Origin of the sequence: Nonomuraea sp. NPDC052634 (genome assembly GCF_040678535.1) — a bacterium.
Taxonomy (GTDB): Bacteria; Actinomycetota; Actinomycetes; order Streptosporangiales; family Streptosporangiaceae; genus Nonomuraea; species Nonomuraea fastidiosa.
On the sequence record NZ_JBFATY010000013.1, the window covers coordinates 35,512 to 59,538 of the forward strand.

The 24,027-nt window shown below is 71.2% G+C and carries 24 protein-coding genes; 12 read left to right on the top strand and 12 right to left on the bottom strand.

What is annotated here, in order from left to right; genetic code table 11:
* Positions 1-599: 599 nt before the first annotated feature.
* Positions 600-2,597, bottom strand: coding sequence for a protein kinase (locus tag AB0K67_RS35355; RefSeq protein ID WP_364068837.1), 1,998 nt, complete (start codon positions 2,595-2,597; stop codon positions 600-602).
* A 35-nt stretch (positions 2,598-2,632) separates the two neighbouring features.
* On the bottom strand, positions 2,633-3,808 hold the full coding sequence (locus AB0K67_RS35360; protein WP_364068839.1) for a serine/threonine-protein kinase: 1,176 nt from the start codon (positions 3,806-3,808) through the stop codon (positions 2,633-2,635).
* A gap of 684 nt (positions 3,809-4,492) precedes the next feature.
* Here AB0K67_RS35360 and AB0K67_RS35365 point away from each other — a divergent pair.
* Together AB0K67_RS35365 and AB0K67_RS35370 are read left to right on the top strand one after the other, a co-directional pair.
* Positions 4,493-4,681, top strand: a complete 189-nt coding sequence (locus AB0K67_RS35365) for a DUF5999 family protein (RefSeq protein WP_364068841.1) — start codon at positions 4,493-4,495, stop codon at positions 4,679-4,681.
* Positions 4,678-5,187, top strand: coding sequence for an N-acetyltransferase (locus AB0K67_RS35370; RefSeq protein WP_364068843.1), 510 nt, complete (start codon positions 4,678-4,680; stop codon positions 5,185-5,187). Before AB0K67_RS35365 ends, AB0K67_RS35370 begins: the two co-directional genes overlap by 4 nt.
* 62 nt (positions 5,188-5,249) lie before the next feature.
* Here the strand turns inward: AB0K67_RS35370 and AB0K67_RS35375 are convergent, their stop codons facing one another.
* Positions 5,250-6,902 (bottom strand): fumarate hydratase, encoded by a 1,653-nt coding sequence (locus AB0K67_RS35375; protein ID WP_364068845.1) that lies wholly within the window; start codon positions 6,900-6,902, stop codon positions 5,250-5,252.
* A gap of 80 nt (positions 6,903-6,982) precedes the next feature.
* A complete protein-coding gene (locus tag AB0K67_RS35380; protein WP_364068847.1) occupies positions 6,983-7,861 on the bottom strand; it encodes a DMT family transporter in 879 nt (292 codons plus the stop codon).
* 80 nt (positions 7,862-7,941) lie between these two features.
* On the opposite strand from AB0K67_RS35380, the gene AB0K67_RS35385 reads away from it, so the two are divergent.
* Together AB0K67_RS35385 and AB0K67_RS35390 are read left to right on the top strand one after the other, a co-directional pair.
* Positions 7,942-9,393 (top strand): PLP-dependent aminotransferase family protein, encoded by a 1,452-nt coding sequence (locus AB0K67_RS35385; RefSeq protein WP_364068849.1) that lies wholly within the window; start codon positions 7,942-7,944, stop codon positions 9,391-9,393.
* 37 nt (positions 9,394-9,430) lie between these two features.
* Complete coding sequence (locus AB0K67_RS35390; protein WP_364068851.1) at positions 9,431-10,369, top strand: Gfo/Idh/MocA family oxidoreductase; 939 nt, start codon at positions 9,431-9,433, stop codon at positions 10,367-10,369.
* Positions 10,370-10,486: 117 nt separating this feature from the next.
* Here the strand turns inward: AB0K67_RS35390 and AB0K67_RS35395 are convergent, their stop codons facing one another.
* Both AB0K67_RS35395 and AB0K67_RS35400 read right to left on the bottom strand, forming a co-directional pair.
* Positions 10,487-11,647, bottom strand: a complete 1,161-nt coding sequence (locus tag AB0K67_RS35395; protein WP_364068853.1) for an MFS transporter — start codon at positions 11,645-11,647, stop codon at positions 10,487-10,489.
* 88 nt (positions 11,648-11,735) lie between these two features.
* A complete protein-coding gene (locus AB0K67_RS35400) occupies positions 11,736-12,404 on the bottom strand; it encodes a DUF998 domain-containing protein (RefSeq protein WP_364068855.1) in 669 nt (222 codons plus the stop codon).
* Positions 12,405-12,593: 189 nt separating this feature from the next.
* On the opposite strand from AB0K67_RS35400, the gene AB0K67_RS35405 reads away from it, so the two are divergent.
* A complete protein-coding gene (locus tag AB0K67_RS35405) occupies positions 12,594-13,244 on the top strand; it encodes a DUF1707 domain-containing protein (protein WP_364068857.1) in 651 nt (216 codons plus the stop codon).
* A 27-nt stretch (positions 13,245-13,271) separates the two neighbouring features.
* On the opposite strand, the gene glpX is transcribed toward AB0K67_RS35405, so the two are convergent.
* Positions 13,272-14,306: a class II fructose-bisphosphatase gene (glpX, locus tag AB0K67_RS35410; RefSeq protein ID WP_364068859.1), complete on the bottom strand. Its 1,035-nt coding sequence runs from the start codon at positions 14,304-14,306 to the stop codon at positions 13,272-13,274.
* 171 nt (positions 14,307-14,477) lie between these two features.
* Here glpX and AB0K67_RS35415 point away from each other — a divergent pair, with 171 nt between their 5' ends.
* The 4 genes from AB0K67_RS35415 to AB0K67_RS35430 all read left to right on the top strand — a co-directional run bounded on the left by AB0K67_RS35415 (position 14,478) and on the right by AB0K67_RS35430 (position 16,926).
* Entirely contained in the window at positions 14,478-15,098 is a 621-nt protein-coding gene (locus tag AB0K67_RS35415) for a TetR/AcrR family transcriptional regulator (protein ID WP_364068861.1), read from the top strand.
* An 11-nt stretch (positions 15,099-15,109) separates the two neighbouring features.
* Complete coding sequence (locus tag AB0K67_RS35420; protein WP_364068863.1) at positions 15,110-15,640, top strand: DUF4245 domain-containing protein; 531 nt, start codon at positions 15,110-15,112, stop codon at positions 15,638-15,640.
* Positions 15,641-15,659: 19 nt separating this feature from the next.
* The gene (locus tag AB0K67_RS35425) at positions 15,660-15,908 is read left to right on the top strand and encodes an exodeoxyribonuclease VII small subunit (protein ID WP_364068865.1); all 249 of its coding nucleotides are present in this window, start codon (positions 15,660-15,662) and stop codon (positions 15,906-15,908) included.
* Between the two features lie 571 nt (positions 15,909-16,479).
* A complete protein-coding gene (locus tag AB0K67_RS35430; RefSeq protein ID WP_364068866.1) occupies positions 16,480-16,926 on the top strand; it encodes a hypothetical protein in 447 nt (148 codons plus the stop codon).
* Positions 16,927-17,018: 92 nt separating this feature from the next.
* Here the strand turns inward: AB0K67_RS35430 and AB0K67_RS35435 are convergent, their stop codons facing one another.
* On the bottom strand, positions 17,019-17,429 hold the full coding sequence (locus tag AB0K67_RS35435) for a nitroreductase family deazaflavin-dependent oxidoreductase (RefSeq protein WP_364068868.1): 411 nt from the start codon (positions 17,427-17,429) through the stop codon (positions 17,019-17,021).
* 90 nt (positions 17,430-17,519) lie between these two features.
* On the opposite strand from AB0K67_RS35435, the gene AB0K67_RS35440 reads away from it, so the two are divergent.
* Complete coding sequence (locus AB0K67_RS35440; protein ID WP_364068870.1) at positions 17,520-18,119, top strand: helix-turn-helix domain-containing protein; 600 nt, start codon at positions 17,520-17,522, stop codon at positions 18,117-18,119.
* A 67-nt stretch (positions 18,120-18,186) separates the two neighbouring features.
* On the opposite strand, the gene xseA is transcribed toward AB0K67_RS35440, so the two are convergent.
* Both xseA and AB0K67_RS35450 read right to left on the bottom strand, forming a co-directional pair.
* Complete coding sequence (gene xseA / locus AB0K67_RS35445; protein ID WP_364068872.1) at positions 18,187-19,404, bottom strand: exodeoxyribonuclease VII large subunit; 1,218 nt, start codon at positions 19,402-19,404, stop codon at positions 18,187-18,189.
* Between the two features lie 28 nt (positions 19,405-19,432).
* Positions 19,433-20,323 carry a hypothetical protein gene (locus tag AB0K67_RS35450; protein WP_364068874.1) on the bottom strand — a complete coding sequence of 297 codons (891 nt, stop codon included), beginning with the start codon at positions 20,321-20,323 and terminating at the stop codon, positions 19,433-19,435.
* A 101-nt stretch (positions 20,324-20,424) separates the two neighbouring features.
* On the opposite strand from AB0K67_RS35450, the gene AB0K67_RS35455 reads away from it, so the two are divergent.
* The gene (locus AB0K67_RS35455) at positions 20,425-21,393 is read left to right on the top strand and encodes a 4-hydroxy-3-methylbut-2-enyl diphosphate reductase (protein ID WP_364068876.1); all 969 of its coding nucleotides are present in this window, start codon (positions 20,425-20,427) and stop codon (positions 21,391-21,393) included.
* Between the two features lie 4 nt (positions 21,394-21,397).
* On the opposite strand, the gene AB0K67_RS35460 is transcribed toward AB0K67_RS35455, so the two are convergent.
* Together AB0K67_RS35460 and AB0K67_RS35465 are read right to left on the bottom strand one after the other, a co-directional pair.
* Positions 21,398-21,907 carry a DUF6542 domain-containing protein gene (locus tag AB0K67_RS35460; protein ID WP_364068878.1) on the bottom strand — a complete coding sequence of 170 codons (510 nt, stop codon included), beginning with the start codon at positions 21,905-21,907 and terminating at the stop codon, positions 21,398-21,400.
* A gap of 17 nt (positions 21,908-21,924) precedes the next feature.
* Positions 21,925-23,181 (bottom strand): DNA recombination protein RmuC, encoded by a 1,257-nt coding sequence (locus AB0K67_RS35465; protein ID WP_364068880.1) that lies wholly within the window; start codon positions 23,179-23,181, stop codon positions 21,925-21,927.
* Between the two features lie 96 nt (positions 23,182-23,277).
* On the opposite strand from AB0K67_RS35465, the gene AB0K67_RS35470 reads away from it, so the two are divergent.
* Positions 23,278-24,000: a hypothetical protein gene (locus AB0K67_RS35470; protein ID WP_364068882.1), complete on the top strand. Its 723-nt coding sequence runs from the start codon at positions 23,278-23,280 to the stop codon at positions 23,998-24,000.
* Positions 24,001-24,027 lie beyond the last annotated feature (27 nt).

Sequence of the window (24,027 nt, forward strand, 5' to 3'; positions counted from 1 at the left end):
CCTTCAGCAGGCGCGTTTTCGCGGCGGGCCGCCGCCGAGGGCGTCGTGGGGGAGGTGTCCGGCGGGGAGGCTTCCGCTGGATTACGGGCCTGACCTGCACTTTTGCCGCTTCTGTCGATCGTCGGCGTGGTGGCGGGTCGCCGCTGAGGGGCTTTGTCGGGCGGCCGGGTGATGTCCGGCGGGAGCGGGCCGGCCGGGTGTCCGCTCCGCTTGCCCGCGGTGAATTTGCTCACGCCTCCGCGAGGCTTCCGCTGGGAGGGGGTGCCGCCCGCTGCTGTCGGCGGGTCGTCGCTGCGCGAGCGCCGTGGGTTCGCGGGCCGCCCCCTCACAGGCCGGGTGTCGCGGTGGCTCGTCGCTGCGCGAGCGCCTTCTTCGAGCCCGGACGCTTACCGGCTGGGCCGGCCGCTCACCGAGCCGGCCGCTTACGGCCGGGGCGGCCGTTCACCGAGCCGGCCGCTTACGGCCGGGGCCGCCGCTCACCAGCGGGTTGCGGCCGCTCACCGGCGGGTTCTTGTGGTGCCGGTGAGCGGGGCTCTCAAGGCGTGGTCAGGGCACGAGTGGCCATTCACGCCGTTCGTGCCTGCCGGCCGGAGTGCGGGTCAGCTGGAGAAGAAGGCGACGATGAGGATGGCGATCACCACGGCGGCCGCGGCGGCCACCGCCATCAGGATCAGCATGCCGTTGCGGTTGGCCGGCGTCTGCTTCTCCGGTGGGCCGGCGATGGCGAACAGGTCCGTGCCCAGGCCGTGGCTCTGGCCCGGCTGCTGCCGACCAGGCGGCTGCTGGCCGGGCTGCTGGGGGCCCTGCTGCTGGGCGTTCGGCTGCGAGCCCTGCTGGCCCGGCGGCACGGGGTAGACCTGCTGGCCGGGCGAGGTCGGGATGCGGGTGGTGACCGCCGCGCTCTCCTCGTTCTGCGGCGGCTGCCCGCCCGCGCCCTGGTCCGGCGGCGGGAACGGGCCCTTGGGGCGGGCGATGCTGATCGTCCGCTCGGGGTCGTAGTCCTCTCCGGCGCCGGCCGCACCGCCCTGGGCGGCTGCCTGCGGGGCTCCTGGCGCGTTGCCCTGCGGCTGCGCGGGCCCCTGCGGGCCGGTGCCCGGTACATTCCCGTACGGGCTGCCTGGCGCGTTCCCATGCGGGCCGTTGCCCGGTGCCGTGCCGGGCGCGGTGCCCGGGGCCGGGGTGGCGAAGGCCTGCGGCCGGCCCGGCGGGGGATACGGAGTGTTGATGTGCGGCAACGTCGGCGAGTTCGGGCCGCTCACCGGCACCTGAGGTCCGGATGCGGCCTGCGGGCCCGATGCGGGGCCCCTGCCGCCGGCGGCCGCGGCCGGTCGCTGCCCCGGCCCCTGACCGGGCCCGCCTGGCCCGCCTTGCATGCCCGGGCCCTGACCTCCAGGAACACCCGGTCCTCCCTGGCCGCCCGGCCCCTGTCCGCCGGGTCCGCCCGGGGCGCCCGGTCCGCCGGGGCGTCCGCTCGGGCCTTGCGCGCCTGGGCCACCCGGTGCGCCGGGGCCGCCGTACATGCCGGGTCCGCCAGGAGCGCCGGGAACGGGGGCGCCGGGAACGGGGGCGCCGGGGCGCTGCACGCCGGGCCCTGCGGGAACGGGCCCGCCAGGGCCTTGAGGTCCTGGCACGGACGGCCCTTGAGGGCCGCGTCCCTGTCCGGCGGGACCCTGCGGCCCGTTGCCGGATCCTGCGGGCGACTTAGCGAACGGGTCGGGCAATGCGGCCTCCTGCGCCTTAAGAGCCTCGGCCGTCAGCGCGGGCATCTCGCTCGTGGGGGTGTCGGCGACCATGCGCAGCAAGGTCTCCGCCTTGGCAGCGGACAGCCGCTGCCGATAGTCCTTGTTCAGCAGCCCGTTCAGCACGGGACGCAGCCGCCCCGCCTGGGTGGGCGGGGCGGCGTTCTCGGTCAGCAGCGCCGCCAGCGTCTCGGCGACCGTGGAGCGCTCGTACGCCGGCCGCCCTTCGACGGCGAAGTACAGCGTCGCGCCGAGCGACCAGACGTCGGACTCGGGCCCGGTGTACTCGCCTCTGGCCCGCTCGGGGGCGGTGTAGCCGGGGGAACCGATGACCATGCCCGTCTTGGTGAGCCGCGAGTCGCCTTCCGCCTTGGCGATGCCGAAGTCGGTCAGCACGACGCGCCCGCTCTCGGTGATGAGCACGTTGGCAGGTTTGACGTCGCGGTGGGTGATGCCCTGGGCGTGGGCGGCGCGCAGCGCGCCGAGCAGGTCGACGCCGATCTCCGCCACCAGCCGGGGCGGCAGCGGCCCCTCCTCCTCGATCACCTGCTCAAGCGAGCGGGCCTCGATGAGCTCCATGATGATCCACGGGCTGTTGTCATGAATGATGACGTCGTGGATCGCGGCCACGGAAGGGTGGTTGATCCGCGAGGCGATGCGTCCTTCGCGGACCATGCGTTCGCGCAGCTCCGCCCGCTGTTCCTCGGTGAGTCCGGGGTCCTGGCGGATTTCCTTGACCGCCACCTCGCGCCCGAGCGCGCGGTCGCGGGCGCGCCACACGGTCCCCATCGTGCCCCGGCCGAGCGGGGCGACGAGCTCGTAGCGCTCCGCGAGCAGGCGTGTCTGCTGTTCCGGCATGAGAAGAAGATATCGATTCTCGCTTGGGAAGTGCTTTACCCTCGCTTGCGAAGTTCTCTTGGCCAGAACCGCCGAGGAAGGAACAACTTTATCACCGTCGCTTTGAAACGAGCATAAGACGACGGCTGCGGCCGCTGTTCGACACGCCTGCGATGGACGCCCTCGCTGCTTTTACGTTCGAGCCTGGGCGAGGGCACGGAGAACGGCGCCGCGGGCGGGTCGGCGCGGTGCAGCCCCCGGTGCGAGGGCCGGCGTACGAAAGGGGGCTGGGCGAGGGACGCCGGAATCCTGCCGCCCTGGGACTTGCCCTGCGCCTTGCCCGATGATTTGCCCGATGACCTGTTCGATGACTTGCTGGGCGACTTGCCGCGCGGCAGCGGCTCCTCGGCAGAGCCGCCCGCGGCCACCCTGGCCAGCATCAAAGAGGCGCGTACGGAATCGAGCCTGGTGGCGGGGTCGATCCGCAGCAGCGCGTCGAGCACGGGCGCGAGCGGCCCCGCCTTCGGCATCGGGATCGGCTCGCCGCTGGTGAGCGCGGCGAGCGTGGCGGCGGCCGTACGCCTGCCGCTCAGGCCCCTGCCCTCAACGGCGGTGTAGAGGGTCGCCCCGAGCGACCACAGATCGGCGGCGGGACTGGCCTTGGAGCCGAGCACCCGCTCGGGGGCGATGTAACCGGCGGACCCCAAAACGATGCCCGCCTGGGTGATGGAGACGTCACCTTCGAGTGCGGCCAGCCCGAAGTCGGTGAGTACCGCGCGGTCTTCGGTCACCAGCACGTTGCTCGGCTTGACGTCGCGATGCAGGATGCCCTTGGCGTGCACGGCGCGCAGCGCGCCGAGGATCTGCCGGCCGATCTCGGCGACCCTGCGCGGCTCGAGCGGCCCCTCCTCCTGGATGATCTGCTCCAGCGACTTGGCGTGGAGCAGCTCCATCACGATCCACGGGCGGTCGTCCTCGGTGACCACGTCGAAGACGGTGATGACGGACGGGTGCGCGACCATCGCGGTGGCCCGGCCCTCGCGCTCGGTGCGGGCGCACAGCTCGGCGCGCAGCTCCTCGTCGAGGACCTTGGGCAGCCGCACCTCCTTGACCGCCACGTCCCGGTCGAGCAGCTCGTCATGTGCCCGCCAAACGGTGCCCATGCCGCCACGACCAACCGGCTCAAGAAGCCGATAGCGCGCGGCGAGGAGGTAACCGGAAGGCGCACGCATGGCAGGCAGCTTACCTATTTGTGTAAACCGACCAGTAGAGGCAGGGCCGATTAATTGTTGCGAACTTCAGTCAACCCGTATGACTCGTCGCGTCAGCAAACCCCCTGGTCACATCAGCAACCGGAGGGTCCGGCGGCCTCGCGGCCCGCCTCCGGTAGCCCAGCGTACGCGATCACCTCCCATTCGTCGCCACCGGGGTCCGTGTGGAAGCTTCGCTGACCCGGTGTTTGCCCAGCTTGTACGTCAGATGTGTCGATCGGCACAGCTTGCGGGCGAACGGTTGTGCATGATGCCTGGTAGGGCTCTTTCAGCCGTACGGCAGGCTGGTCGTCATGCACCACGGGGTGCCGTCAGCGAGTTGAAAGAGTGCCGTAAGGAGACGGGGGCAGGGTCAAGGCATAGGAACCCGGCGAAGCGCCCAGGCGTACTCGCGGGAAAGTGTCGGTACCCATCGTCAGACTGGAGCCGTAGGCCGAGGTCCCCGCCACCGCGGACACACCGTGAAGGACGTGATGAAGATGCGACAGAGCCTGGTTCGTCGCCGACCGCGCAAGCCGGTCAGGACCGCCGCTCTCGACCTTCGCACGCCGTCGGGCCGCCGCCTGCCCTACTGACCACTTGCCTGCGGCCCGCTGACAGAGATCATGAAGATAACGATCAGGAGCGCTATCTGAGAGGTGCGCGATGTGCAGTCACTACCCGCCTTGCCCGAGTGCCGACTCGCCCGACCGTGAGCGGGCCCACGTCATCGCGGCCCACCCCGACCAGGGCTGGAGCCTGCTCTGCAACGGTGTCGTGCTGTTCGATGACACCGGCCTGCTGCTTCCCGACGGCAGCGTCGTCGCTCCGCACCGCGCGCCGGTCGCCGCATGAGTGACGCCTGGGTCACCAGGCCAGAGGAGGAACGCGACGCAGAGGCGATCCGCCAGGTGCTGCTCGCCGCGTTCCCGACCGCGCTTGAGGCCGACCTGGTCGACGCGCTGCGTGAAGACGCCGCGTGGATACCCGGCCTGTCGATCGTGACCGAGCACGACGGCACGGTCGTCGGCCACGCGCTGCTCACCCGCTGCCACGTCGGCGACACGCCGGCGCTCGCACTCGCGCCCTGCTCCGTGCTGCCCGCCTACCAGCGGCGAGGCGCCGGCGCCGCGGCCATCACGGCCGCGCTCGACGCCGCCCGCGCGCTCGGCGAGCAACTGGTGCTCGTGCTCGGGCACCCGTCCTACTATCCGCGCTTCGGTTTCGTCCGCGCGTCCATCTACGGCATCCGGGCGCCGTTCGACGCGCCCGACGAGGCGATGATGGCCCTGCCGTTCGGGTCGGGGCCGGTGCCGTCGGGCACGATCACCTATCCCGCGCCGTTCGGCATCGCCGCCTGACCGCCCCGCCGCCGGGGGCGAGCCCCCAGCGGCGGGTCCGGCACGCGCCTCGCGACCGGGCCTCAGCGGCGGCCGATGGTCAGCACGGGGCCGGTGGTGTCGGCGAAGAAGTCCTCACCCTTGTCGTCCACGACGATGAACGCGGGGAAGTCGACGACCTCGATCTTCCAGACCGCCTCCATGCCCAGCTCCGGATACTCCAGCAGCTCCACCTTCTTGATGCAGTCCTGCGCCAGCCGGGCCGCGGGGCCCCCGATGGAGCCGAGGTAGAAGCCGCCGTACTTCTTGCACGCCTCGGTGACCTGCTTGGAGCGGTTGCCCTTGGCCAGCATCACCATGGAGCCGCCGGCCGCCTGGAAGCGATCGACGTAGGAGTCCATGCGCCCGGCGGTGGTCGGCCCGAACGAGCCGGAGGCGTACCCCTCGGGCGTCTTGGCGGGACCGGCGTAGTAGACCGCGTGGTCTTTCATGTACTGCGGCATCTCGCCGCCGTTGTCCAGCAGCTCGGCGATCTTGGCGTGCGCGATGTCGCGCGCCACGACGAGCGGGCCGGTGAGCGACAGGCGGGTCTTGACCGGGTACTTCGACAGCTCGGCCAGGATCTCGGGCATCGGCCGGTTGAGGTCGATGCGCACGACGTCGTCGGAGAGCTGCTCGTCGGTGGTGTCGGGCAGGAAGCGAGCCGGGTCGGTCTCGAGCTGCTCCAGGAAGACGCCCTCGGGCGTGATCTTGGCGAGCGCCTGGCGGTCGGCCGAGCAGGAGACGGCGATGGCCACCGGGCAGGACGCGCCGTGGCGGGGCAGGCGGATGACGCGGACGTCGTGGCAGAAGTACTTGCCGCCGAATTGCGCGCCGATGCCGAGCTTCTGGGTCAGCTCGAAGACCTTGGCCTCCATCTCCAGGTCGCGGAAGCCGTGGCCGGAGGCGGAGCCCTCGGTGGGGATGGAGTCGAGGTAGCGGGCGCTGGCGTACTTGGCGGTCTTGAGCGCGTACTCGGCGGAGGTGCCGCCCACGACGACGGCCAGGTGGTACGGCGGGCAGGCCGCGGTGCCCAGCGACCTGATCTTCTCCTCCAGGAAGGCCATCATGCGCTTCTCGTTGAGCACGGCCTTGGTCTCCTGGTACAGGAACGACTTGTTGGCCGAGCCGCCGCCCTTGGCCATGAACAGCAGCTTGTACTCGTCGGGGTGTCCGTGGGGGTCCTCGGCGTACAGCTCGATCTGGGCGGGCAGGTTGTTGCCGGTGTTCTTCTCCTCCCACATGGTCAGCGGGGCCATCTGGGAGTAGCGCAGGTTGAGCTTGGTGTAGGCGTCGTACACGCCGCGCGAGATGTGCTCGGCGTCGCGCCCGTCGGTCAGCACGTGGCGGCCGCGCTTGCCCATGACGATGGCGGTGCCGGTGTCCTGGCACATCGGCAGCACGCCGCCGGCCGAGATGGAGGCGTTCTTCAGCAGGTCGAGGGCGACGAAGCGGTCATTGCCGCTGGACTCGGGGTCATCGATGATCTTCCTGAGCTGGGCGAGGTGCGAGGCGCGCAGGAAATGCGAGATGTCGTGAACGGCGGTCTCGGTCAGCAGCCGCAGCGCCTCGGGATCGACTTCGAGGAACGTCCGCCCGGCCGCTTCGACCTTCCGCACCCCCTCCGAAGTGATCAACCGGTATTCGGTGTCGTCGGCTCCAAGCGGAAGCAGGTCGGTGTAGTCGAACTCGCCCATGTCCATCCTTTCGGTCGCTCCAAGAGATTACGCGCCCTTGAAGCCGGCCAGGGAATGGCTCTACGCAGCTCGACGCCGTTCTACGCCTCCGAAGGCCGGACGGCGGGCTCCTGGCCGCCCGCGCGCGCCGAGGTCAGGCCCACGAGGATGCCGGTGACGACGAGAGCGGCGCCGACCAGGTCGTACGCGGTGGGCATGGCGATGCCGAGCACCGCGCCCGTGACGATCGCCGCCACCGGGATGAGTCCGGCGAACAGCCCGGCCCGCCCCGGGCCCAGCTTGGGCAGCGAGCGGTACCACAGGAAGAACGCGATCACCGTCACCACGATCGCGAGGTAGCCGAGCCCGAGTGCCTCGGGCAGCGTGGGCGTGCGCAGCATGGCGGGGCCCTCGCTCACCCAGCCGACCAGGGCCAGCATGGGCACGGCCAGCGTGGTCGAGTACGCCGAGACGCGGATCGGCCCGAGGCGCGGCAGCAGCGGGATGGCCAGCAGGGAGAAGCTGACCTCGCCGACGAGCGCGCCGAGCGCCCACAGCAGGCTCTCGGTGGTGCCGCTGCCGAGCCCGGTGGCCAGCGTCGCGCCGGTCACCACCACGGCGGCGCCGAACAGCAGCCGGGGCGCGGGGCGGCCGCCGGCCAGCGCGAGCGCCAGCGGCACGGTGCCGAGCACGGTGCCGACCAGCGCGGGGCCGGAGGCGCGGGTGGACTCGATCACGCAGACGTTGAAGAACACCAGGCCGAGCAGGGTGAGCCCGGCCAGGCAGAGCACCTCGCGCCGGGTCATCCGTACGAACCGCAGTCCGAGCGCCCTGGTGATGGCGAGCAGGACGACGGCCGCGACGAGATACCGGACGGCCTGGCCGCCGTAGATGGGGTAAGCGCCGATGAGTCCCGCGACCCCGGCCAGCGTTCCGACGAGGAACATGGCCGTGGCGGCGCCCAGGATGCCGTTTCTCATGCGTGCGATGCTAGGGAGACAATGGTTCGGGAAAACAGTCCAATGTCGCGCCGGAAGACAGGACCATTCGAAGGACCGACATGGCCGACCTCCACATCCGCATAGACCGCGCGAAGGGCGGCATCGCCGGGCAGATCGCCTCCGAGCTGCGCGACTCCATACGCGGCGGGCGGCTCGCACCCGGCACCCGCCTGCCCGCCACCCGCGATCTCGCCGCGGACCTCCAGGTCTCCAGGGGTGTGGTGGTGGAGGCGTACGAGCAGCTCGTCGCCGAGGGTTTCCTGGTCTCCAGGGTCGGCGTCGGCACCCAGGTGACGCCCGCGAACACCCCGCAGCGCGCCGCCGCACCGCCCAGGCCGCAGCCCGTGCGCCGCGGGACGGCGAGCGCCAGTCCCAGCCCCGTTCCCTATCACGGCCATCGCCCCACTTCCCCCGACCTCAGCCACTTCCCCCGTGAACGCTGGCTGGCGGCCGTCAGGCACGTCCTGACCACCGTACCCTCGGACGCCCTCGATTACGGGGACCCCGGCGGCGTGCCTGAGCTGCGCGAGGAGCTGGCCGGCTACCTCAGAAGGGTCAGGGCGGCCGACGTGCGCCCCGAGAACCTCATCGTCGTGAGCGGCGTGGCCCAGGGGCTGAGCCTGGCCCTGCACGTTATGGCGGGGCACGTGATGGCAGGGCACGTCGTCAACGGGCAGCGCCCGTTGCGGCTGGCCGTCGAGGACCCGACGAGCCATCGCCAGGTGCCGCTGATCAAGCGGACGGGCGCGCACGTGCTGCCGGTGCCGGTGGACGAAGAGGGCATCGACGTGCGCCGCGCGGGCGGCGACGCCGTGCTGGTCACACCGGCGCACCAGTTCCCGACCGGGGTGGTGCTGTCGCCGGCGCGCCGGGCCGCGCTCATGGAGTGGGCGTACGAGGGGCGCCGGCTGATCCTGGAGGACGACTATGACGCCGAGTTCCGCTTCGACCGCGACCCCGTCGGCTGCCTGCAGGGCCTCGCGCCCGACCGGGTGATCCTGTGCGGCAGCGTGAGCAAGGCGCTCGCGCCCGGCCTGCGCCTCGGCTGGGTGGCCGCGCCGCCCGACCTGGCCGAGGCCATCCGCAGGGCGCGCGGTGAGCTGGACCTCGGCTCGCCGGTCATCGACCAGTACGCGCTCGCGCACTTCCTGCGTACCGGGGCCTACGACAAGCACCTGCGGCGCATGCGCAGGGAGTACCGCCGCCGCCGCGACGCCCTGGTGAGCGCGCTGGCGGCCGAGCTGCCCGAGGTGCGGGTACGCGGCATCGAGGCCGGGCTGCACGTCTACCTGGAGCTGCCGGACGGCTGGGACGAGCCGCGCACGGTGCGGGCAGCCGCCGAGCTGGGCCTGCTGGTCGAGGCGGTGGGCCCGATGCGGCGGACGCCGGGGCCCGCGGCCGTGGTCATGGGGTTCGCCCGGTTGCCCGCGCACAAGGCGGAGGCGGCCGTACGAGGCTTGAAGGTCAGAATGTCTGGACAAACCTTGACTGACAGAGAGAGGCGTGCCTAGAAAAAGAATCTGATTCCGGAACGAGGGGGAGGACGTCATGCGCGTGGGATTGCTGGGTCTGGGCAGGATCGGCGCCTTCCATGCCGCCACGCTCGCCGCGCACCCGCTGGTCGACGAGCTGATCGTGGCCGATCCCGTACGCACGTCCCCGTACGGCAGGCCGGGCGACCCCTTCGAGGCGGACGCCGTCGTCATCGCCACGCCGACCGGTACCCACGCCGACCTGATCATCGCGGCCTGCGAGCGCGGCATCCCCGCCTTCTGCGAGAAGCCGGTGGCGGGCACGGTCGCCGAGACCGTCAAGGTGCTGGAGTCACGCGGCGACAACCGGGTGCAGATCGGGTTCCAGCGCCGGTTCGACCCCGGTTACGTGGCCGCGGCCGCCGCGCTGCGCGCCGGGGAGCTGGGGGAGCTGCACCGCGTCCACATGGTCACCGCCGACCCCGCGCCGCCGCCCGCCGAATACCTGCCGCTGTCCGGCGGGATCTTCCGCGACTGCCACATCCACGACTTCGACATCCTGCGCTGGGTCACCGGCAGGGAGGTGGTCTCGGTCTACGCGCGCGGGGCCAACCGCGGCGCCGCGGTCTTCGCCGAGGCCGGCGACGTGGACAACAGCGCCGCGCTGCTCACCCTGGACGACGGCACGCTGGCCACGCTCCAGGGCTCGCGCTACAACGGCGGCGGGTACGACGTGCGGATGGAGCTGGCCGGCACCCGGCGCACGCAGGCCGTCGGCCTCAGCCCGCGCGCCCCGTTGCACTCGGCCGAGCAGCCCGAGACCGGCGCCGAGCCCTGGCCCGACTTCGTCACCCGCTTCGAAGCCGCCTACCGCGCCGAGATCGACGCGTTCCTCACCAGCGAGTCCAGCCCGTGCACGATCGAGGACGCGCTCGAGGCCCTGTACGTCGCCGAGGCCGCCGACCTGTCGCTGCGCGAGGGCCGCCCGGTGGAGGTGGCGGAGGTCCGCCGCTGACGCCGGGCCTTCAGGCCGGTCGGGGCGCGGGTCTCGCAGGCCGGTCGGGATGCGGGGTTTTGCAGGCCGGTCGGGGTGACGGCCGGGAGCGCTGGGCGGGAGCGTGGCCCGGCGCCGTCAGGTGGTGGCGGGGGCGCGTTTCGGCTCGAAGCCGGGCGCGAGCGCGATGATCGCCGCCGCCAGCACCAGCGGCGCCGCGAACGCCACCCGCATGTCCGTCGCGTCCGCGATCCCGCCGACCAGGGCGGCGCCCGCGATGAACCCGACGTAGTTGAAGAGGTTCACCCTGGCGATGGCCACGCCGGTGCCCGCCGGGTCGAGCCGCCCCGCCGCCGAGAACGACTGCGGCGCCACCACCGACAGCCCCACCCCGGTCAGGCCGAACGCGACGATGGCGAGCGGCTGGTTCGGCGCGAGCACGACGCCGAGGAACCCGGCCGTGGCGATCACGCCGCCGATCCGCACGATGGCGGCCGGACCGTAGCGGCGCACCGCCAGGTCGCCCGCGAGGCGGACGGCCAGCGTGGTCGCCTGGTACGCGACGTAGGCCAGCGGGATCACCCGGGGACCCGCCTCCAGCACGTCCTTCATGAACACGGTGTTGAAGTTGGAGACCGCGGCGTCGCCGACGTACAGGAAGCCCATGGCCAGGCAGAGCGGGATGATCGGCCGCCACGGGAAGGGCCCCGCGACCGTCTCCGCCTGCGGCTCGGCCTTCTCCTCCTCGGGGGAGCACAGGTGCCGCCCGGCGTAGAGCGAGCAGGCCACCGCGAGCACCATGGGGGCGGCCATGATGACCGGTAGCGGCAGGCCGGCCGCCGCCGACGCCCACAGCGCGCCGAGCATGCTGAGCGCGCTCCACACGCAGTGGAAGCCGTTCAGCACCTGCATGCCGTAGCGGCGCTCGACGGCCACGCCCTGCATGTTCATGCCCGCGTCCACCGCGCCGACGGCCACGCCGAACAGCAGCAGCACCGGCAGCAGCAGTGGAACGTTCGGGGCCAGCCCGGACAGCACCACGGCGGCGGCCACGGCAGGCTGGGCGATGCGCAGCAGCGGCCTGCTGCCCCAGCGGGCGGCGAACGCGCCGGCCGCCACGCTGCCCGCGCCCGCGAACACCGGTACGACCAGCAGCAGCAACGTCAGGCTGCCCTCGTCGAGATCGTGCTTGGCCTGGAGCGCGGCGACCTGGATGAGGAGCGAGGCGAAGGACAGTCCCTGGACGCCGTAGACGACGTACGTGGCGATGCGGGCCTGGCGATCACGTAAGGACGGCACGGCGGCCTCCTGAATGGGGGTGTCAAACGTGAGGCTGGGTCATGTTAGCCCGCTGTCTCCGTCCGGCACCAGCACGAGATCGCCACGGTTACGTGGACGTCTCCATCACCGCCCCGGCCGGTCCGCGTTCGGGCTCGGCCACGTCGATCCGCCGGGCCGCCGCCCACACCCCGAGCGCCAGCAGCGCCGCCACCTCCGTGACCGCCAGCCCGCGTTCCACCAGCCCCAACGGCATGACGCGATACCACGGCAGCCCTTCGGCGGAGGCGTAGAACATCATCGAGGCGATGCCCACCACCCACAGCACCGAGCACACCCCGAACCCGAACGCCACCAGCGTCGCCCGCGACCTGTGCCGGTGCCACGGCCGGGCGATCAGCACCGCGGCCAGCGGCAGGCACAGGAAGGCCACGAAGCTGCCCACCCGGTGAATGCTGCCGCTCAGGCTCGGTCCCACCGACCAGTCGTGCTTTTCAAACCAGGCCGTCACGAACAAGCCCAGGCTCCAGCCCATCAACGCGATGGTGCCGAGCACCCCGGCCAGCCTCTTCCTGGCCAGCGACACGCCGATGGCGATCGACCCCGCCGCAAGCAGTCCCACGCCGAGGCCGAACACCCAGCCGTCCGGCCCCAGCCCGTGCTCGCTGATGGTCCGGCGGAACGGATCCATCTCATCCAGGCTGGAGATGTCCAGGCCCACGATCACTGCTATGCCGGCGCCTGCCGCGCCGAGTCCCCACCGCGCAGGTCGATGCACGCAAGCCTCCCTTTTGCCGGATAAACGACCACAAGGGGTGCCTGGATTCCGAAGAATCGCCGGATAAATCACGTGACGAAACGCCGGGGAAAGCGGGACACGCGCGGCACGCGGCCGTTCGCCGAGGTCATCGGACACCTCACCGTCGAGGACGAGCGAACCGGGCGACCGCCGGATATCGTCGGAGATGTGAACGAACGCGCGGGATCGTGGTTGCCGAAACTGCAGGAAGTCGGGGAGCGGCTGGCCGAAGAGTTCGTGTCCGCCCGCAAGCCGCAGACCCGGAGCGACCTGCCGCAGCCACACGAGCTGCGCGCGTCCGACGCCGATCGTGAGCGCATCGCGCAGGTGCTCCAGGACGCCCACGCCGACGGCCGGCTCCAGCTCGACGAGCTGGAGGAGCGGCTCGGCGTGCTCTACTCCGCCCGCACGCTCGGCGAGCTGGCCGCGCTCACCACCGACCTGCTGCCCGCCGACCAGCAGCCGCTCAACCTCGACGGCCGGCCCGTCTCCGCCATCTTCAAGCAGGAGAAGCGCGGTGGACGCTGGGTGGTGCCCGCCGAGGTCGACGTGACCGCCATGTTCGGCACCACCAAGCTCGACTTCCGCGACGCGATCCTGCAGAACCGCCGCATCGTCATCAACGCCACCCTCGTCTTCGGCGGGCTGGAGATCCACGTGCCCGAAGGGCTCGAGGTGATCAGGGTCGCCAAGGACAAGACCGTACGGCTGACCAAGCAGCCCACCGAGCCCGGCGCGCCCGTCATCGAGGTGCGCACCACGAACTTCGCGGGCGAGATCAAGGTCAAGGAGCCGCCGCGCCGCAAGCGCCGCTGGTGACACTTGGGGTGACGGGGCCGCTCCAGGTCAGCCCGCGGTGTCGAAGTTGATCGCGCTGTACGCCCGCAGCTTCCAGAGCTGATGCTCGCTCTCGATCTTCCTGATCGTGCCGGACCGCCCGCGCATCACCAGCGACTCCGTCACCGCCGAGCCGGCGCGGAACCGTACGCCCTTCATCAGCTCGCCCTGCGTGATGCCCGTCGCGGCGAAGAACACATCGTCGGACTTCACCAGGTCGTTCGTGGTGAGCACCTGGTCGAGGTCGTGACCCGCGTCCACGGCCCTGGAACGCTCGGCGTCGTCGCGCGGCCACAGCTTGCCCTGGATGACGCCGCCCAGGCACTTGAGCGCGCACGCCGCCACGATGCCCTCGGGCGTGCCGCCGATGCCCAGCATCAGGTCGATGCCCGTGCCCTGGCGGGCCGCCATGATCGCGCCGGCCACGTCACCGTCGGTGATGAACTTGATCCGCGCGCCCGCCTCCCTGATCTCCTTGACCAGCCGCTCGTGGCGGGGCCGGTCGAGCACGACCACGGTCACGTCGGACGGCGAGCAGTGCTTGGCCCTGGCCACCGCGTTGATGTTCTCGGCGACGGGGGCCTCGATGTCCACCACGTCGGCCGCCTCAGGCCCGGTGACCAGCTTCTCCATGTAGAAGACGGCCGACGGGTCGTACATCGAGCCGCGCTCGCTCACCGCGATCACCGACACCGCGTCCGGCATGCCCAGCGCGGTCAGCCGGGTGCCGTCGATCGGGTCGACCGCCACGTCGCAGTCGGGGCCGCTGCCGTCGCCGACGTGCTCGCCGTTGAAGAGCATCGGCGCGTGGTCCTTCTCGCCCTCGCCGATGACGACCACGCCGTTCATCGAGACCGTGTTGATGAGCTGGCGCATGGCGTTCACGGCGGCGCCGTCCGCGCCGTTCTTGTCGCCCCTGCCCACCCACCGGGCAGCCGCCATCGCGGCCGCCTCCGTGACGCGTACGAGCTCCAGCGCCAGGTTGCGATCAGGGGCGTGCTCACTGGTGGCGAGCGCCGGCGGCACGGAAGTCTGGTCGGACATGATGGCTGGCCTCCTCGTGGGACGTCTCCCTCGATCGTAGTTGCCGGTCTATTCCCGGTCGGAGGGGGATAATCTGCAACTTGAGCGCGGAATTTGTGCCATACGCTGTGCGCGCCGAGGATCTCGACTCCAACATGGTGCGTGGCGCCCCCGCCGTGGAGGAGATCCCGTATGAGCGAAGTGACCAGCGACGCCGACGCCGTCGCCCTGCAGCCGCGCATATCCGAGCGCGGTGCGGCCACCCGCAGCTCGCTGCTCGCCGCCGCCCGAGAGGTGTTCATCTCCAAGGGGTTCGCCGAGGCCGGCGTGACCGACGTGGTGGCGAGGGCCGAGGCCAGCGTCGGCAGCCTCTACCACCACTTCTCCGGCAAGGCCGACCTCTACCTCACGCTGTGGGAGGAGTTCCAGGCCCGGCAGACCCAGCGCACCAAGGAGGCCGCCCGCGCGGCCCGCACCGCCGGCGAGGCCGACCCCATGGGCGTGTTCGTCCGCGCCGCCCGCGCGTACCTGGACGGCTGCCTGGAGGAGCGCGAGCTGGCCGCGCTGTTCCTGCGCGGCGACGGGCCGCCCGGGTTCGACGTCATCATGCGCGACCGGCTCCGGCAGTGGGCACAGCGCAACGCCGCGCTCTTCGAGGACGACCGCGCGCTCGTCGTCGTGATCACCGGCGCGCTCGCGGCGGCCGTCTCCGAGGTCGTACGCACCGGCGACCCGCGCCTCGCCGACGACGTTCTCGCCATCATCGGCGGCATCCGCCCGGCCGCTTCGGCGACCGGCCACTCCAGCGGGTAACCTCGCCAGGTGTGCGACGGTTCACCCAAGGTCTCTACGGCTACGCGGTAGCCCTCTTCGTCTGCCTCGCGGGGGCCGGGCTCTTCCTCCTGGTCACCCCGCAAAGCCGCGATGAGCACATCCCGCGGCGCGACTACTCCATCACCGTCGCCAACTTCGGCCACAGCGTCCCGTACGGCGTGTGGGCGCCCAAGGAGGACCCGCCCGGCTGGGTGCCCAACAGCAACAGGATCGCCGACGGCGAGAACGGCGCGAAGGTGCTCTACCTCGGCTACGCCACCGCCAAGCGCGAGCACGCCATGTTCGCCCAGAGCAACGAGCAGCCCGCCGCCGGCTTCGCCAGCCGCATGGCCAACAGCGACAAGGCCGTCGGCACCCAGCAGGTCGGCGGCGTCACCTGGGAGCAGCGCTACCGCAAGGACAAGAACCAGCGCTCGCTCGTCCGCATCCTGCCCGACGTCACCCTCGTCATCACCGGCACCGCCGACTGGCCCGAACTCGCCGACCTCGCCGGCCGCCTGCAGCAGCGGCCGGTGGGCTGACGCGTCTAGGCTGGATGGCGTGGCAGACGAGAAGGAGCCCGCGGGCGAGAAGAAACTCTCCTACGAGCAGGCACGCGAAGAGCTGACCGAAGTCGTGCGGCGGCTGGAGACCGGCGGGCTGACGCTGGAACAGTCGATCGAGCTGTGGGAACGTGGGGAGAAGCTGGCGGCCGTCTGCGAGGAGTGGCTCCAGGGGGCCCGCGTCAAGCTCGCCGCCGCCATGGCCCGCCGCTCCGACCAGCCTTCTTCCGACGACACCCCCTTCTGACCCCTTCCCCACCTTCTCCGACCGCTCGCGACCGCGTGCCGCCCACCCGGCACCCTGCCTCCCGGCCCTGCGCTGGTCTGCTGGCAGTGCGCCGGTCTCCCGGCCCTGAGCCCCGCGCCATGCCCCTGGCCTCGCGTCGGCCTTTCGGTCCGTGCCGGCCACCCGGGCTTATCCCGCCGTGCTCCAGGCCCTCGGCCGTCGCCGGATCCCTCGCGTCAGCCCCTCTGCGGCGGCACGCGGGGGCCGGCCCGCAGGAGCTTGGCCCCGGGCGAACAGCCGCGTTCCAGGGCCGCAGCGGAGCCCGGCATACCGCGCCCGATCGTGCGGTGACTCGGCGGACTTGCGTGCCTCCACCGACACCGACCGCGCCCCGCCGCGCTTCGCGCCGTGGTCTCCCGGTCCGGGCACCCGCGCGGTGAACGCGGCGGTTAACGGCAGGCGACTGAATGGGGCCTTCTTTGTCCGGGCTTGATCAAGAGTGGAGACTGGCGCATCATTAGTTGAGCCTTCAACCAACAGGTTGGATGTCGCTCTTGTAAGGGCTTGTGTCAGCGCTCATCTAAGGGGAGTAATGAAGCGCACTCTTTCCGCCCTCATCGCCGCAGGCGTGCTCGGCACCGCACTGGCCGCCGGCGGCCCCGCCTCGGCGGCCACGTCGTCATCGATCGACTGCGAGGCCGTCCGCAGCGACTGGGACTACGTCTGGAAGGGTCTCTTCGCGCCCGGCAACTCGGTGAGGAAGGGGGTCGACGGCTTCGCCTGGACCGGCAACGGTTACGAGACCACGTACGAGATCTGCCTCGACGTCCCGGACGGCGAGCGGCTCACCCTCATCGTCACGGACTACAGGAACGACACCCGGGGCGACGTCCTCTACACCGACGACCGGCCTGGGGACAAGGTCGTCCGGTTCACGATGCCGCCCAACAGCTTTTTCCGGTTCGACGGCACGTTCGGGCCTGACGGCAACTCCGGCCACTTCGACTGGTACGAGAAGCGCATCCCGCACATCCCCTGATCCGGCGCGTCGGCGAACGGCTCGGTAACTGACGCGAAGAGGCCGCATCCTCAGCAGCGGGGATGCGGCCTCTTCGCGTTGCGTGGCCCCGGTCAGGAGGCGGTGGGGGTGAGGGCGACGACGGGGATGAGGCGGGTGGTCTTCTTCTCGTACTCGGCGAAGCCGGGCGAGATCTCGACCATGCGCGCGTAGAGCTGGTCGCGCTTGTCGCCCTCCGCGAAAGACGCCTTGGCGGTGAACTTCTCGGTGCCCACCTCCAGCGTCGCCTCCGGGGTCGCGCGTAGGTTGTGGTACCAGGCGGGATGGTTGTCGGCGCCGGCGTTGGAGGCGATCACGATGTAGTCGTCCCCGTCCTTCAAGTACATGACGGGCGTCGTGACGTCCTTGCCGCTCTTGGCTCCCTTGGTGGTGAGCAGGCACAGCGGCTGGCCTTCGAACATGCCGCCCACCCGGCCCTCGTTGGCCCGGAACTCTTCGATGATCTCGGCATTGAAGTCGTTCATGGCTTCACTCCCTCTCAGCTAATCGGAGAAATCTCCGTTTGGGGCAGGGTAGCCGGAAAACTCTCCGTTTGTCACGGGTATGCTCGGCCTGTGAGGGAACGCAGATTCCTGCCCGTCGTCGGCCAACCCCAGCAGGAACGCGCCGACGCGGTGCGCAACCGCAGGAAGATCATCGACGTGGCGACCAGGATGCTCGCCGAGCACGGAACCGAGGACCTGTCGCTTGATGAGGTCGCCCGCGCGGCCGGGGTCGGCGTGGGCACGGTCTACCGGCGCTTCGGCGACCGTACGGGATTGCTGCTCGCGCTGCTGGACGACCACGAGCGGCGCTTTCAGGACGCGTTCATCTCCGGCCCGCCACCGCTCGGCCCCGGCGCGCCGCCCCGCGAGCGCGCTTTCGCGTTCCTGCGCGCGCTCGTCGATCGCGTCGTGGCCCAGGAGGACCTGTACGTGATGCTGGAACGCAGCCGCAAGTCGAAGGCCGGAACGGGCCCCTACCTGCTGTACCACATGCATCTGGCCGGGCTGCTGTCGGAGGCGCGGCCCGGCCTGCCCGCCGCGTACGTGGCCGACGCGCTGCTCGCCGCCGCCGGCGCCGACCTGATCGCCTACCAGCGCCGCGAGCGCGGCATGAGCACCGACGACATCAAGGCGGGCCTGACCCTGCTCGCCGAGGCGATCCTCACCTGACGGCCCCTCCGCGACGCTCCCGCCGCTTCACAGCCGGCCTCCACGCCAGATGCTTCTCCGCGCGGGCTCAGTCCGTCGCGTCGGGCTCTTCCGTGCGTACGTGCAGCCGATCGTCGCTCAGCCGGATCGTCAAGCGGGAGCCGGGCTTGACGTCCCTGGCCAGACGTACGACCTCGCCCGACGGATGCTGCACGATCGCGTAGCCGCGCTCCAGCGTCGCGGCGGGGGACAGGGCGACCAGGCGGGCACGCAGGTGGGCCAGGTCGTCCTCGGCGCGGTCGAGCGAGCCCGACAGCGCCCGCCTGGCCCGGTCGCGCAGCGCCTCCGCCTGCTCGGCGCGGCGCTCCAGCTCGCGTACGGGGTCGGCGAGCGAGGGCCGCGAGCGTACGGAGGTCAGCCAGGACATCTCCCGGTCCAGCCAGCCGCTCAGCACCCGGCGGCCGCGGTCGCGGAGCTGGCGGATGAGCGTGAGCTGCTCGCCCACGTCGGGCACGACCTTCTTGGCGGCGTCGGTGGGCGTGGACGCGCGTACGTCGGCCACCAGGTCGAGCAGCGGGCTGTCCTGCTCGTGGCCGATCGCGCTGACGACGGGGGTGCGGCAGGCGGCGACGGCGCGTACCAGCGTCTCGTCGGAGAACGGCAGCAGGTCTTCGAGCGAGCCGCCGCCGCGGGCGATCACGATCACCTCGACCGCGGGGTCGGCGTCGAGCTTGCGCAGGGCCTCGGTCACCTCGCCCACCGCGTACGGCCCCTGCACGGCGACTTCCTCGACCTTGAACTTCACGGCCGGCCAGCGGCGCCGGGAGTTCTCCAGCACGTCGCGCTCGGCCGCCGACTCGCGCCCGCAGATGAGCCCGATCGTGCCGGGCAGGAACGGCAGCCGCCGCTTCCTGTCGGCGTTGAACAGGCCCTCGGCGGCCAGGAGCTGCCGCAGCCGCTCCAGCCTGACCAGCATCTCGCCGACCCCGACGGGGCGCATCTCCAGCGCGGTGAAGGCGAACGAACCCCTGTTGACCCAGAAGTCGGGCTTGACGTGCATCACCACGCGGGAGCCGTTGGACGGCCTGGGCACCGTGGCCTCGTACACGCCGCGCGGGGCGGTGACCCTGGCGGACACGTTGGCCACCGGATCGCGCAGGGTCAGGAACACCGTGCCGCCTCGGGCGCTCAGCTCGGTGATCTCACCTTCGACCCAGACCGTGCCGAGTCTGCCGATCCAGCCGCCCACCATCTGCAGGACCGTGCGGATCGGCAGGGGAGACTCGGGCGAGGTCTTCGAGGTCATGCCGGAAGACTACGGGGTCCGGGGCGATTTACTCCGCGGCCTGGAGCTTGGCGAGGCGGTTCTCGAACATGCGGATGACCTCGGGACGCGCCGTGGTCGCCTTCTCGTACTCGAGGAACGCGCTGATCTGCTCGGCCGACTTGCCGCGCATCCTGGCGCGCAGCGAGGCGATGGTGAGCTGCGAGTAGCCGGGCAGCGGCTCGGCCAGATCGACCTTCGCGGCGGTGGCGGGCTCGGGAGCGGCGGCGGGTTCTGGGGCCTTGGCGGGCTCCTCGGTGGCGGCGGCGGGCTCGGGCGCGGCCACCGGCTCAGCGGCCTTCGGCTCGTCGGCCTTGGTCTCGGCGGTCTTGACCTCAGCGGCCTTTGCCTCGTCGGTCTTGGTCTCAGCGGCCTTCGGCTCGGCCTCGGTGGTGGCCTTGGACTCCGTGGCCTTCGGCTTGGAGGTCTTGGAGCTCTTGGTGGCGGCCGGCTTCTCGGGAGCCGCTTCAGCGACGGCGGGCTCGGTCTCGGTGGGCTCGGGCTTGGCGGGTTCGGCGGGTTCGGCGGGCTTGGTCTTGGTGGGGGCGAAGATGACCGGGTCGGGCTTGGTCTTGGCGACGCCGTTCGGCTCGGGCCTCGGCGCGAAGATGACCGGCTCCTTGCGCGCCGGCTTGTCCTGCTCGGAGGCGGGCTCGGTCTCGGCGGGCCCGGCGGCGACCTGCTCGGCGGCGGAGGGGCGGGTCTCCTGCTCCTCCTCGCGCTCTTCCTTGCCCAGCCCCTTGATCGAGTTCTTCATCCGATCGACGAGCAGCAGCGCCTGCCCGGCGGCGCTCAGCGTGGTCTGGACGACGAGCAGCGGCAGGTCTTTGGCCTTTTCCTTAAGCTCGTCCTTGTTGGTGACGGTTTTAGCGATGTTGCGTATCACGTCGCTGAAGGACATGTACGTCTCCCTGGGAGGTCAGTTTTGGACGGCCAGTCTGGCGCACCGCGGGCCGGCATGCACGCGCAGGCCGGATGGCCGCTCCACGTAGCATAAGAAGTATGGAGCCCCAGACCCCCACTTCCCGCCGAGTCCTCGTCGCCAAGCCACGGGGCTACTGCGCCGGAGTCGATCGAGCCGTTGTCGCGGTCGAGAAGGCTCTGGAGCAGTACGGCGCGCCGGTCTACGTACGCAAGCAGATCGTCCACAACACGCACGTCGTCAAGACCCTTGAGGCCAGGGGCGCCATCTTCGTCGACGAGACAGAGGAGGTGCCGGAGGGCCAGATCGTGGTGTTCTCGGCCCACGGCGTCTCGCCGGCGGTGCACGAGGAGGCGAAGCAGCGCAACCTGCGCACCATCGACGCCACCTGCCCTCTGGTGACGAAGGTGCACAACGAGGCCAAGCGCTTCGCCAAGCAGGACTACGAGATCCTGCTGATCGGCCACGAGGGCCACGAGGAGGTCGAGGGCACCTCGGGCGAGGCGCCCGAGCACATCCAGCTCGTCGACGGCCTCGACGCGGTCGACAAGGTCGAGGTCAAAGACCCGGACAAGCTGGTGTGGCTGTCGCAGACCACGCTGTCGGTCGACGAGACCACCGAGACGGTGGCGCGCCTCAAGCAGCGCTTCCCCAACCTGCTCGACCCGCCGAGCGACGACATCTGCTACGCCACCCAGAATCGCCAGAGCGCGGTGAAGGAGATCGCGGCCGAGGCGCAGCTCGTCATCGTCGTCGGCTCTGAGAACTCCTCCAACTCCAAGCGGCTGGTCGAGGTGGCGAAGGACTACGGCGCCGACGCGGCGTACCTCGTCGACAACGCCGACTACATCCAGGACGAGTGGCTCGAAGGCGTCACCACGGTGGGCGTCACCAGCGGCGCGTCGGTGCCGGAAGAGCTGGTGCAGGGGGTGCTGGCGCGGCTGGCCCGCCACGGGTTCGACGACGTCACCGAGGTCGAGCCGGTGCAGGAGAGCATGCGCTTCGCGCTGCCCCACGAGCTGCGCAAGGACTTGCGGGTCGTCTCCTAAGTCTTCAGTCCTCGCCGCGCGGGGTGCCGTAGACCCGGGGCTCGAAGTAGCCCTCGGGCTCGGGTACGAACGTCTGGCGCGGGCGCGCCGCCTCGGCGCCCGCCCGCAGCTCTTCGCGCAGCTCGCGTACGTTGTCGCGCAGGCCGCGCCGCCAGGCGATGCCGAGCACGATGGCCGAGCCGGCGAAGAGCCACGGCGCGCCGCGCGTCATCGAGGTGTAGAGGCCGAGCGCCAGCGACTGCACGATCGACACCGATCCGAACGCCCTCCCGAGCTCGACGAAGAGCGTGGCGCAGAAGAACGTCAGCGGCGGGGTCACCACCAGCGACAGCAGGTCGCGCTTGTTGACCATCAGCACGCCGAGCGTGCTCGCGAGTACGAACGCGGCCCCCACGATGTGCTCGACGCCGAGCAGGGCGGCGAGCACGTAGCCCGCCAGAGTGGCGACCAGGGCGAGCGCGATGGCACCACGAGCCGTCAGCCTGACGGCGGAACGCCTGCCCTTCTCAGCCACGGTTGGCCCACCCCCATTTACTGCGACCCGTTGGCCAACTTACCGTTCGCGTGGGTTATCGGAGATGAGGTTTCGAGCAGTTCGGGGGAGGCCAGGGGCCTGGGCAGCCCTTCGAGCATCTCGGGAGTGTCGAGTTCGCCCTCGACGACGCCCAGCTCGTTAAGTTTGCGCGCGGTGACCAGGACGCGGCTTTCGAGCGATCCGACCGACTTGTTGTACGCCTCCACCGTCCGGGTCAGCGCCCGGCCCAGCGACTCGACGTTCCTGCCCAGCGAGGCCAGCCGCTCGTACAGCTCCTTGCCCAGCTCGAACACGGTCCGCGCGTTCTGGCTGAGCGCCGCCTGCTGCCAGGCGTAGTGCGCGGTGCGCAGCATTGTGATCAGCGTGGTCGGGGTGGCGATGTGCACCCGGCGCGCCATCGCGTACTCCAGCAGCCCGGGGTCGCGTTCGAGCGCCGGGGCCAGGAACGCCTCACCGGGGATGAACAGCACCACGAACTCCGGCGACGGGTTGAACCCCTGCCAGTACGACTTGGCCGCGAGCCGGTCGATGTGCTCGCGCACGTGCCTTGCGTGGGCGTCGAGCCGGGCCGAGGCGATCGCCTCGTCGTCGGTCTCGGCCGCCTCCAGGTAGGCCGCGAGCGAGACCTTGGAGTCGACCACGATGTTCTTGCCGCCGGCGAGCCTGACGACCATGTCGGGCCGCATGGAGCCCTCGGTGACCTGCTCGTCGAAGTCGCAGTAGCGCTGCATGCCGGCGATCTCGGCGACCCTGCGCAGTTGCAGCTCGCCCCACCGCCCCCGCGCCTCGGGCCGCTGCAGCGCCCTGACCAGCGCGGTCGTCTGGGCGCGCAGCTGCTCGTTGCTCTGCCTGACGAACTCGATCTGCTTGGCCAGCTCCGCCCTGGCCACCCGCTGGCCCGTCTCGGTGTCGCGCAGCTGCTCCTCGACCCGGGCGAGCGCGTCCTTCAGCGGCTCGACCAGGTGCTCGACGGCCTGCTTGCGCTGCTCCAGCTCGCCCGCCGCCTCCGCGCGGGTGGCGGCCAGCCGGGTCTCGGCGAGCTCGAGGAACCGTACGTTGTTGACGTCGAGCGCGCGGGTGGACAGCGCCTGGAAGCGTTCGGCGAGCTGCTCCTCGACGTAGACGAGCTTCTCCTCGGCGGCCCTGGCCCTGGCGTCCGCCTCGGCCACCCGCACGGCCGCGCGGGTGCGCGCCACGAGGAACCCGACGAGCAGCCCGATGGCGAGACCGATGACAAGCGCGACGACGTCCATCCCAGCGATGATGGCAAAACTTGGGCCCGCGCTTCTTCCCGACACGCTTGGGCGTTCCGCTTGTGCCGCCGGTTCGCGGTCACGCAGAGTGAAGCAATGGATACGCTTGCGAAGGCGGCGGCCGCCTGCGGGGCCGTGACGTCCGTGCTGATCGCGCTGGCCGGGGCCGTCATCGCATGCGCGCCGGCGAGCGGGCGCGAGACCCAGCGGCCCGTGCTGCGCTGGTCGCCGGGCGCGTGCGTGACGGCCGAGTACGCGCTGACCGCGTGCAACGGCGGACGCTCCGAGGTGATCGCGATGGCCTCCGACCCGCCGGGGCCGGGCGACTGCCCAGAGGACACCGATGACGTGCTGCGCGTCGGCCAGGGCAGGGCGGCGTGCGTACGCAACTTCGTCGAGCCGCACCCCGGCGCGCCCGGAGGCGGCGGTGGCCTGCTCAGATCCGGCGACTGCGTCTCGCTCGACGGCCGCGAGCTCCCCTGCTCGGGCCCCGGCTGGTACGGCCGCGCCATCGCACTCGCCACCGACCAGGACGCCTGCCCGCCCGGCACCCTCGACACGCTCGAAGCCGGCTCCCAGGTCGTCTGCCTCGGGCGGGGCGGGCAGGTGCTCGACAGGGGCGCCTGCGTGGCCAGGCCGCCCGCCGACGTGACCGCGAGGTCCGCGCTCGTCCGCGTCCCCTGCGACGATCCGCGCGCCTGGGCGAAGGTGCTCGCGTTCACCACCTCGCCCGAGGACTGCCCCCGGCGCTCGGGCCACTACCTCCGCGCCGCCCGTGGCTATCGTCCGGTTACCTGTCTGTACGTCGCCAGCGGATAAACTCGCTGACCGTGAACGAGCGCAGCC

What these genes read in the sequence shown, in the direction of transcription:
- AB0K67_RS35415 (WP_364068861.1), top strand. Translation starts at nt 14,478, where the DNA reads ATGAGCGAAGTGACCAGCGACGCCGACGCCGTCGCCCTGCAGCCGCGC.
- AB0K67_RS35370 (WP_364068843.1), top strand. Translation starts at nt 4,678, where the DNA reads ATGAGTGACGCCTGGGTCACCAGGCCAGAGGAGGAACGCGACGCAGAG.
- glpX (WP_364068859.1), bottom strand. Translation starts at nt 14,306, where the DNA reads ATGTCCGACCAGACTTCCGTGCCGCCGGCGCTCGCCACCAGTGAGCAC.
- AB0K67_RS35385 (WP_364068849.1), top strand. Translation starts at nt 7,942, where the DNA reads ATGGCCGACCTCCACATCCGCATAGACCGCGCGAAGGGCGGCATCGCC.
- AB0K67_RS35430 (WP_364068866.1), top strand. Translation starts at nt 16,480, where the DNA reads ATGAAGCGCACTCTTTCCGCCCTCATCGCCGCAGGCGTGCTCGGCACC.
- AB0K67_RS35365 (WP_364068841.1), top strand. Translation starts at nt 4,493, where the DNA reads ATGTGCAGTCACTACCCGCCTTGCCCGAGTGCCGACTCGCCCGACCGT.
- AB0K67_RS35465 (WP_364068880.1), bottom strand. Translation starts at nt 23,181, where the DNA reads ATGGACGTCGTCGCGCTTGTCATCGGTCTCGCCATCGGGCTGCTCGTC.
- AB0K67_RS35390 (WP_364068851.1), top strand. Translation starts at nt 9,431, where the DNA reads ATGCGCGTGGGATTGCTGGGTCTGGGCAGGATCGGCGCCTTCCATGCC.
- xseA (WP_364068872.1), bottom strand. Translation starts at nt 19,404, where the DNA reads ATGACCTCGAAGACCTCGCCCGAGTCTCCCCTGCCGATCCGCACGGTC.
- AB0K67_RS35360 (WP_364068839.1), bottom strand. Translation starts at nt 3,808, where the DNA reads ATGCGTGCGCCTTCCGGTTACCTCCTCGCCGCGCGCTATCGGCTTCTT.
- AB0K67_RS35455 (WP_364068876.1), top strand. Translation starts at nt 20,425, where the DNA reads ATGGAGCCCCAGACCCCCACTTCCCGCCGAGTCCTCGTCGCCAAGCCA.
- AB0K67_RS35470 (WP_364068882.1), top strand. Translation starts at nt 23,278, where the DNA reads ATGGATACGCTTGCGAAGGCGGCGGCCGCCTGCGGGGCCGTGACGTCC.
- AB0K67_RS35450 (WP_364068874.1), bottom strand. Translation starts at nt 20,323, where the DNA reads ATGTCCTTCAGCGACGTGATACGCAACATCGCTAAAACCGTCACCAAC.
- AB0K67_RS35380 (WP_364068847.1), bottom strand. Translation starts at nt 7,861, where the DNA reads ATGAGAAACGGCATCCTGGGCGCCGCCACGGCCATGTTCCTCGTCGGA.
- AB0K67_RS35355 (WP_364068837.1), bottom strand. Translation starts at nt 2,597, where the DNA reads ATGCCGGAACAGCAGACACGCCTGCTCGCGGAGCGCTACGAGCTCGTC.
- AB0K67_RS35435 (WP_364068868.1), bottom strand. Translation starts at nt 17,429, where the DNA reads ATGAACGACTTCAATGCCGAGATCATCGAAGAGTTCCGGGCCAACGAG.
- AB0K67_RS35375 (WP_364068845.1), bottom strand. Translation starts at nt 6,902, where the DNA reads ATGGGCGAGTTCGACTACACCGACCTGCTTCCGCTTGGAGCCGACGAC.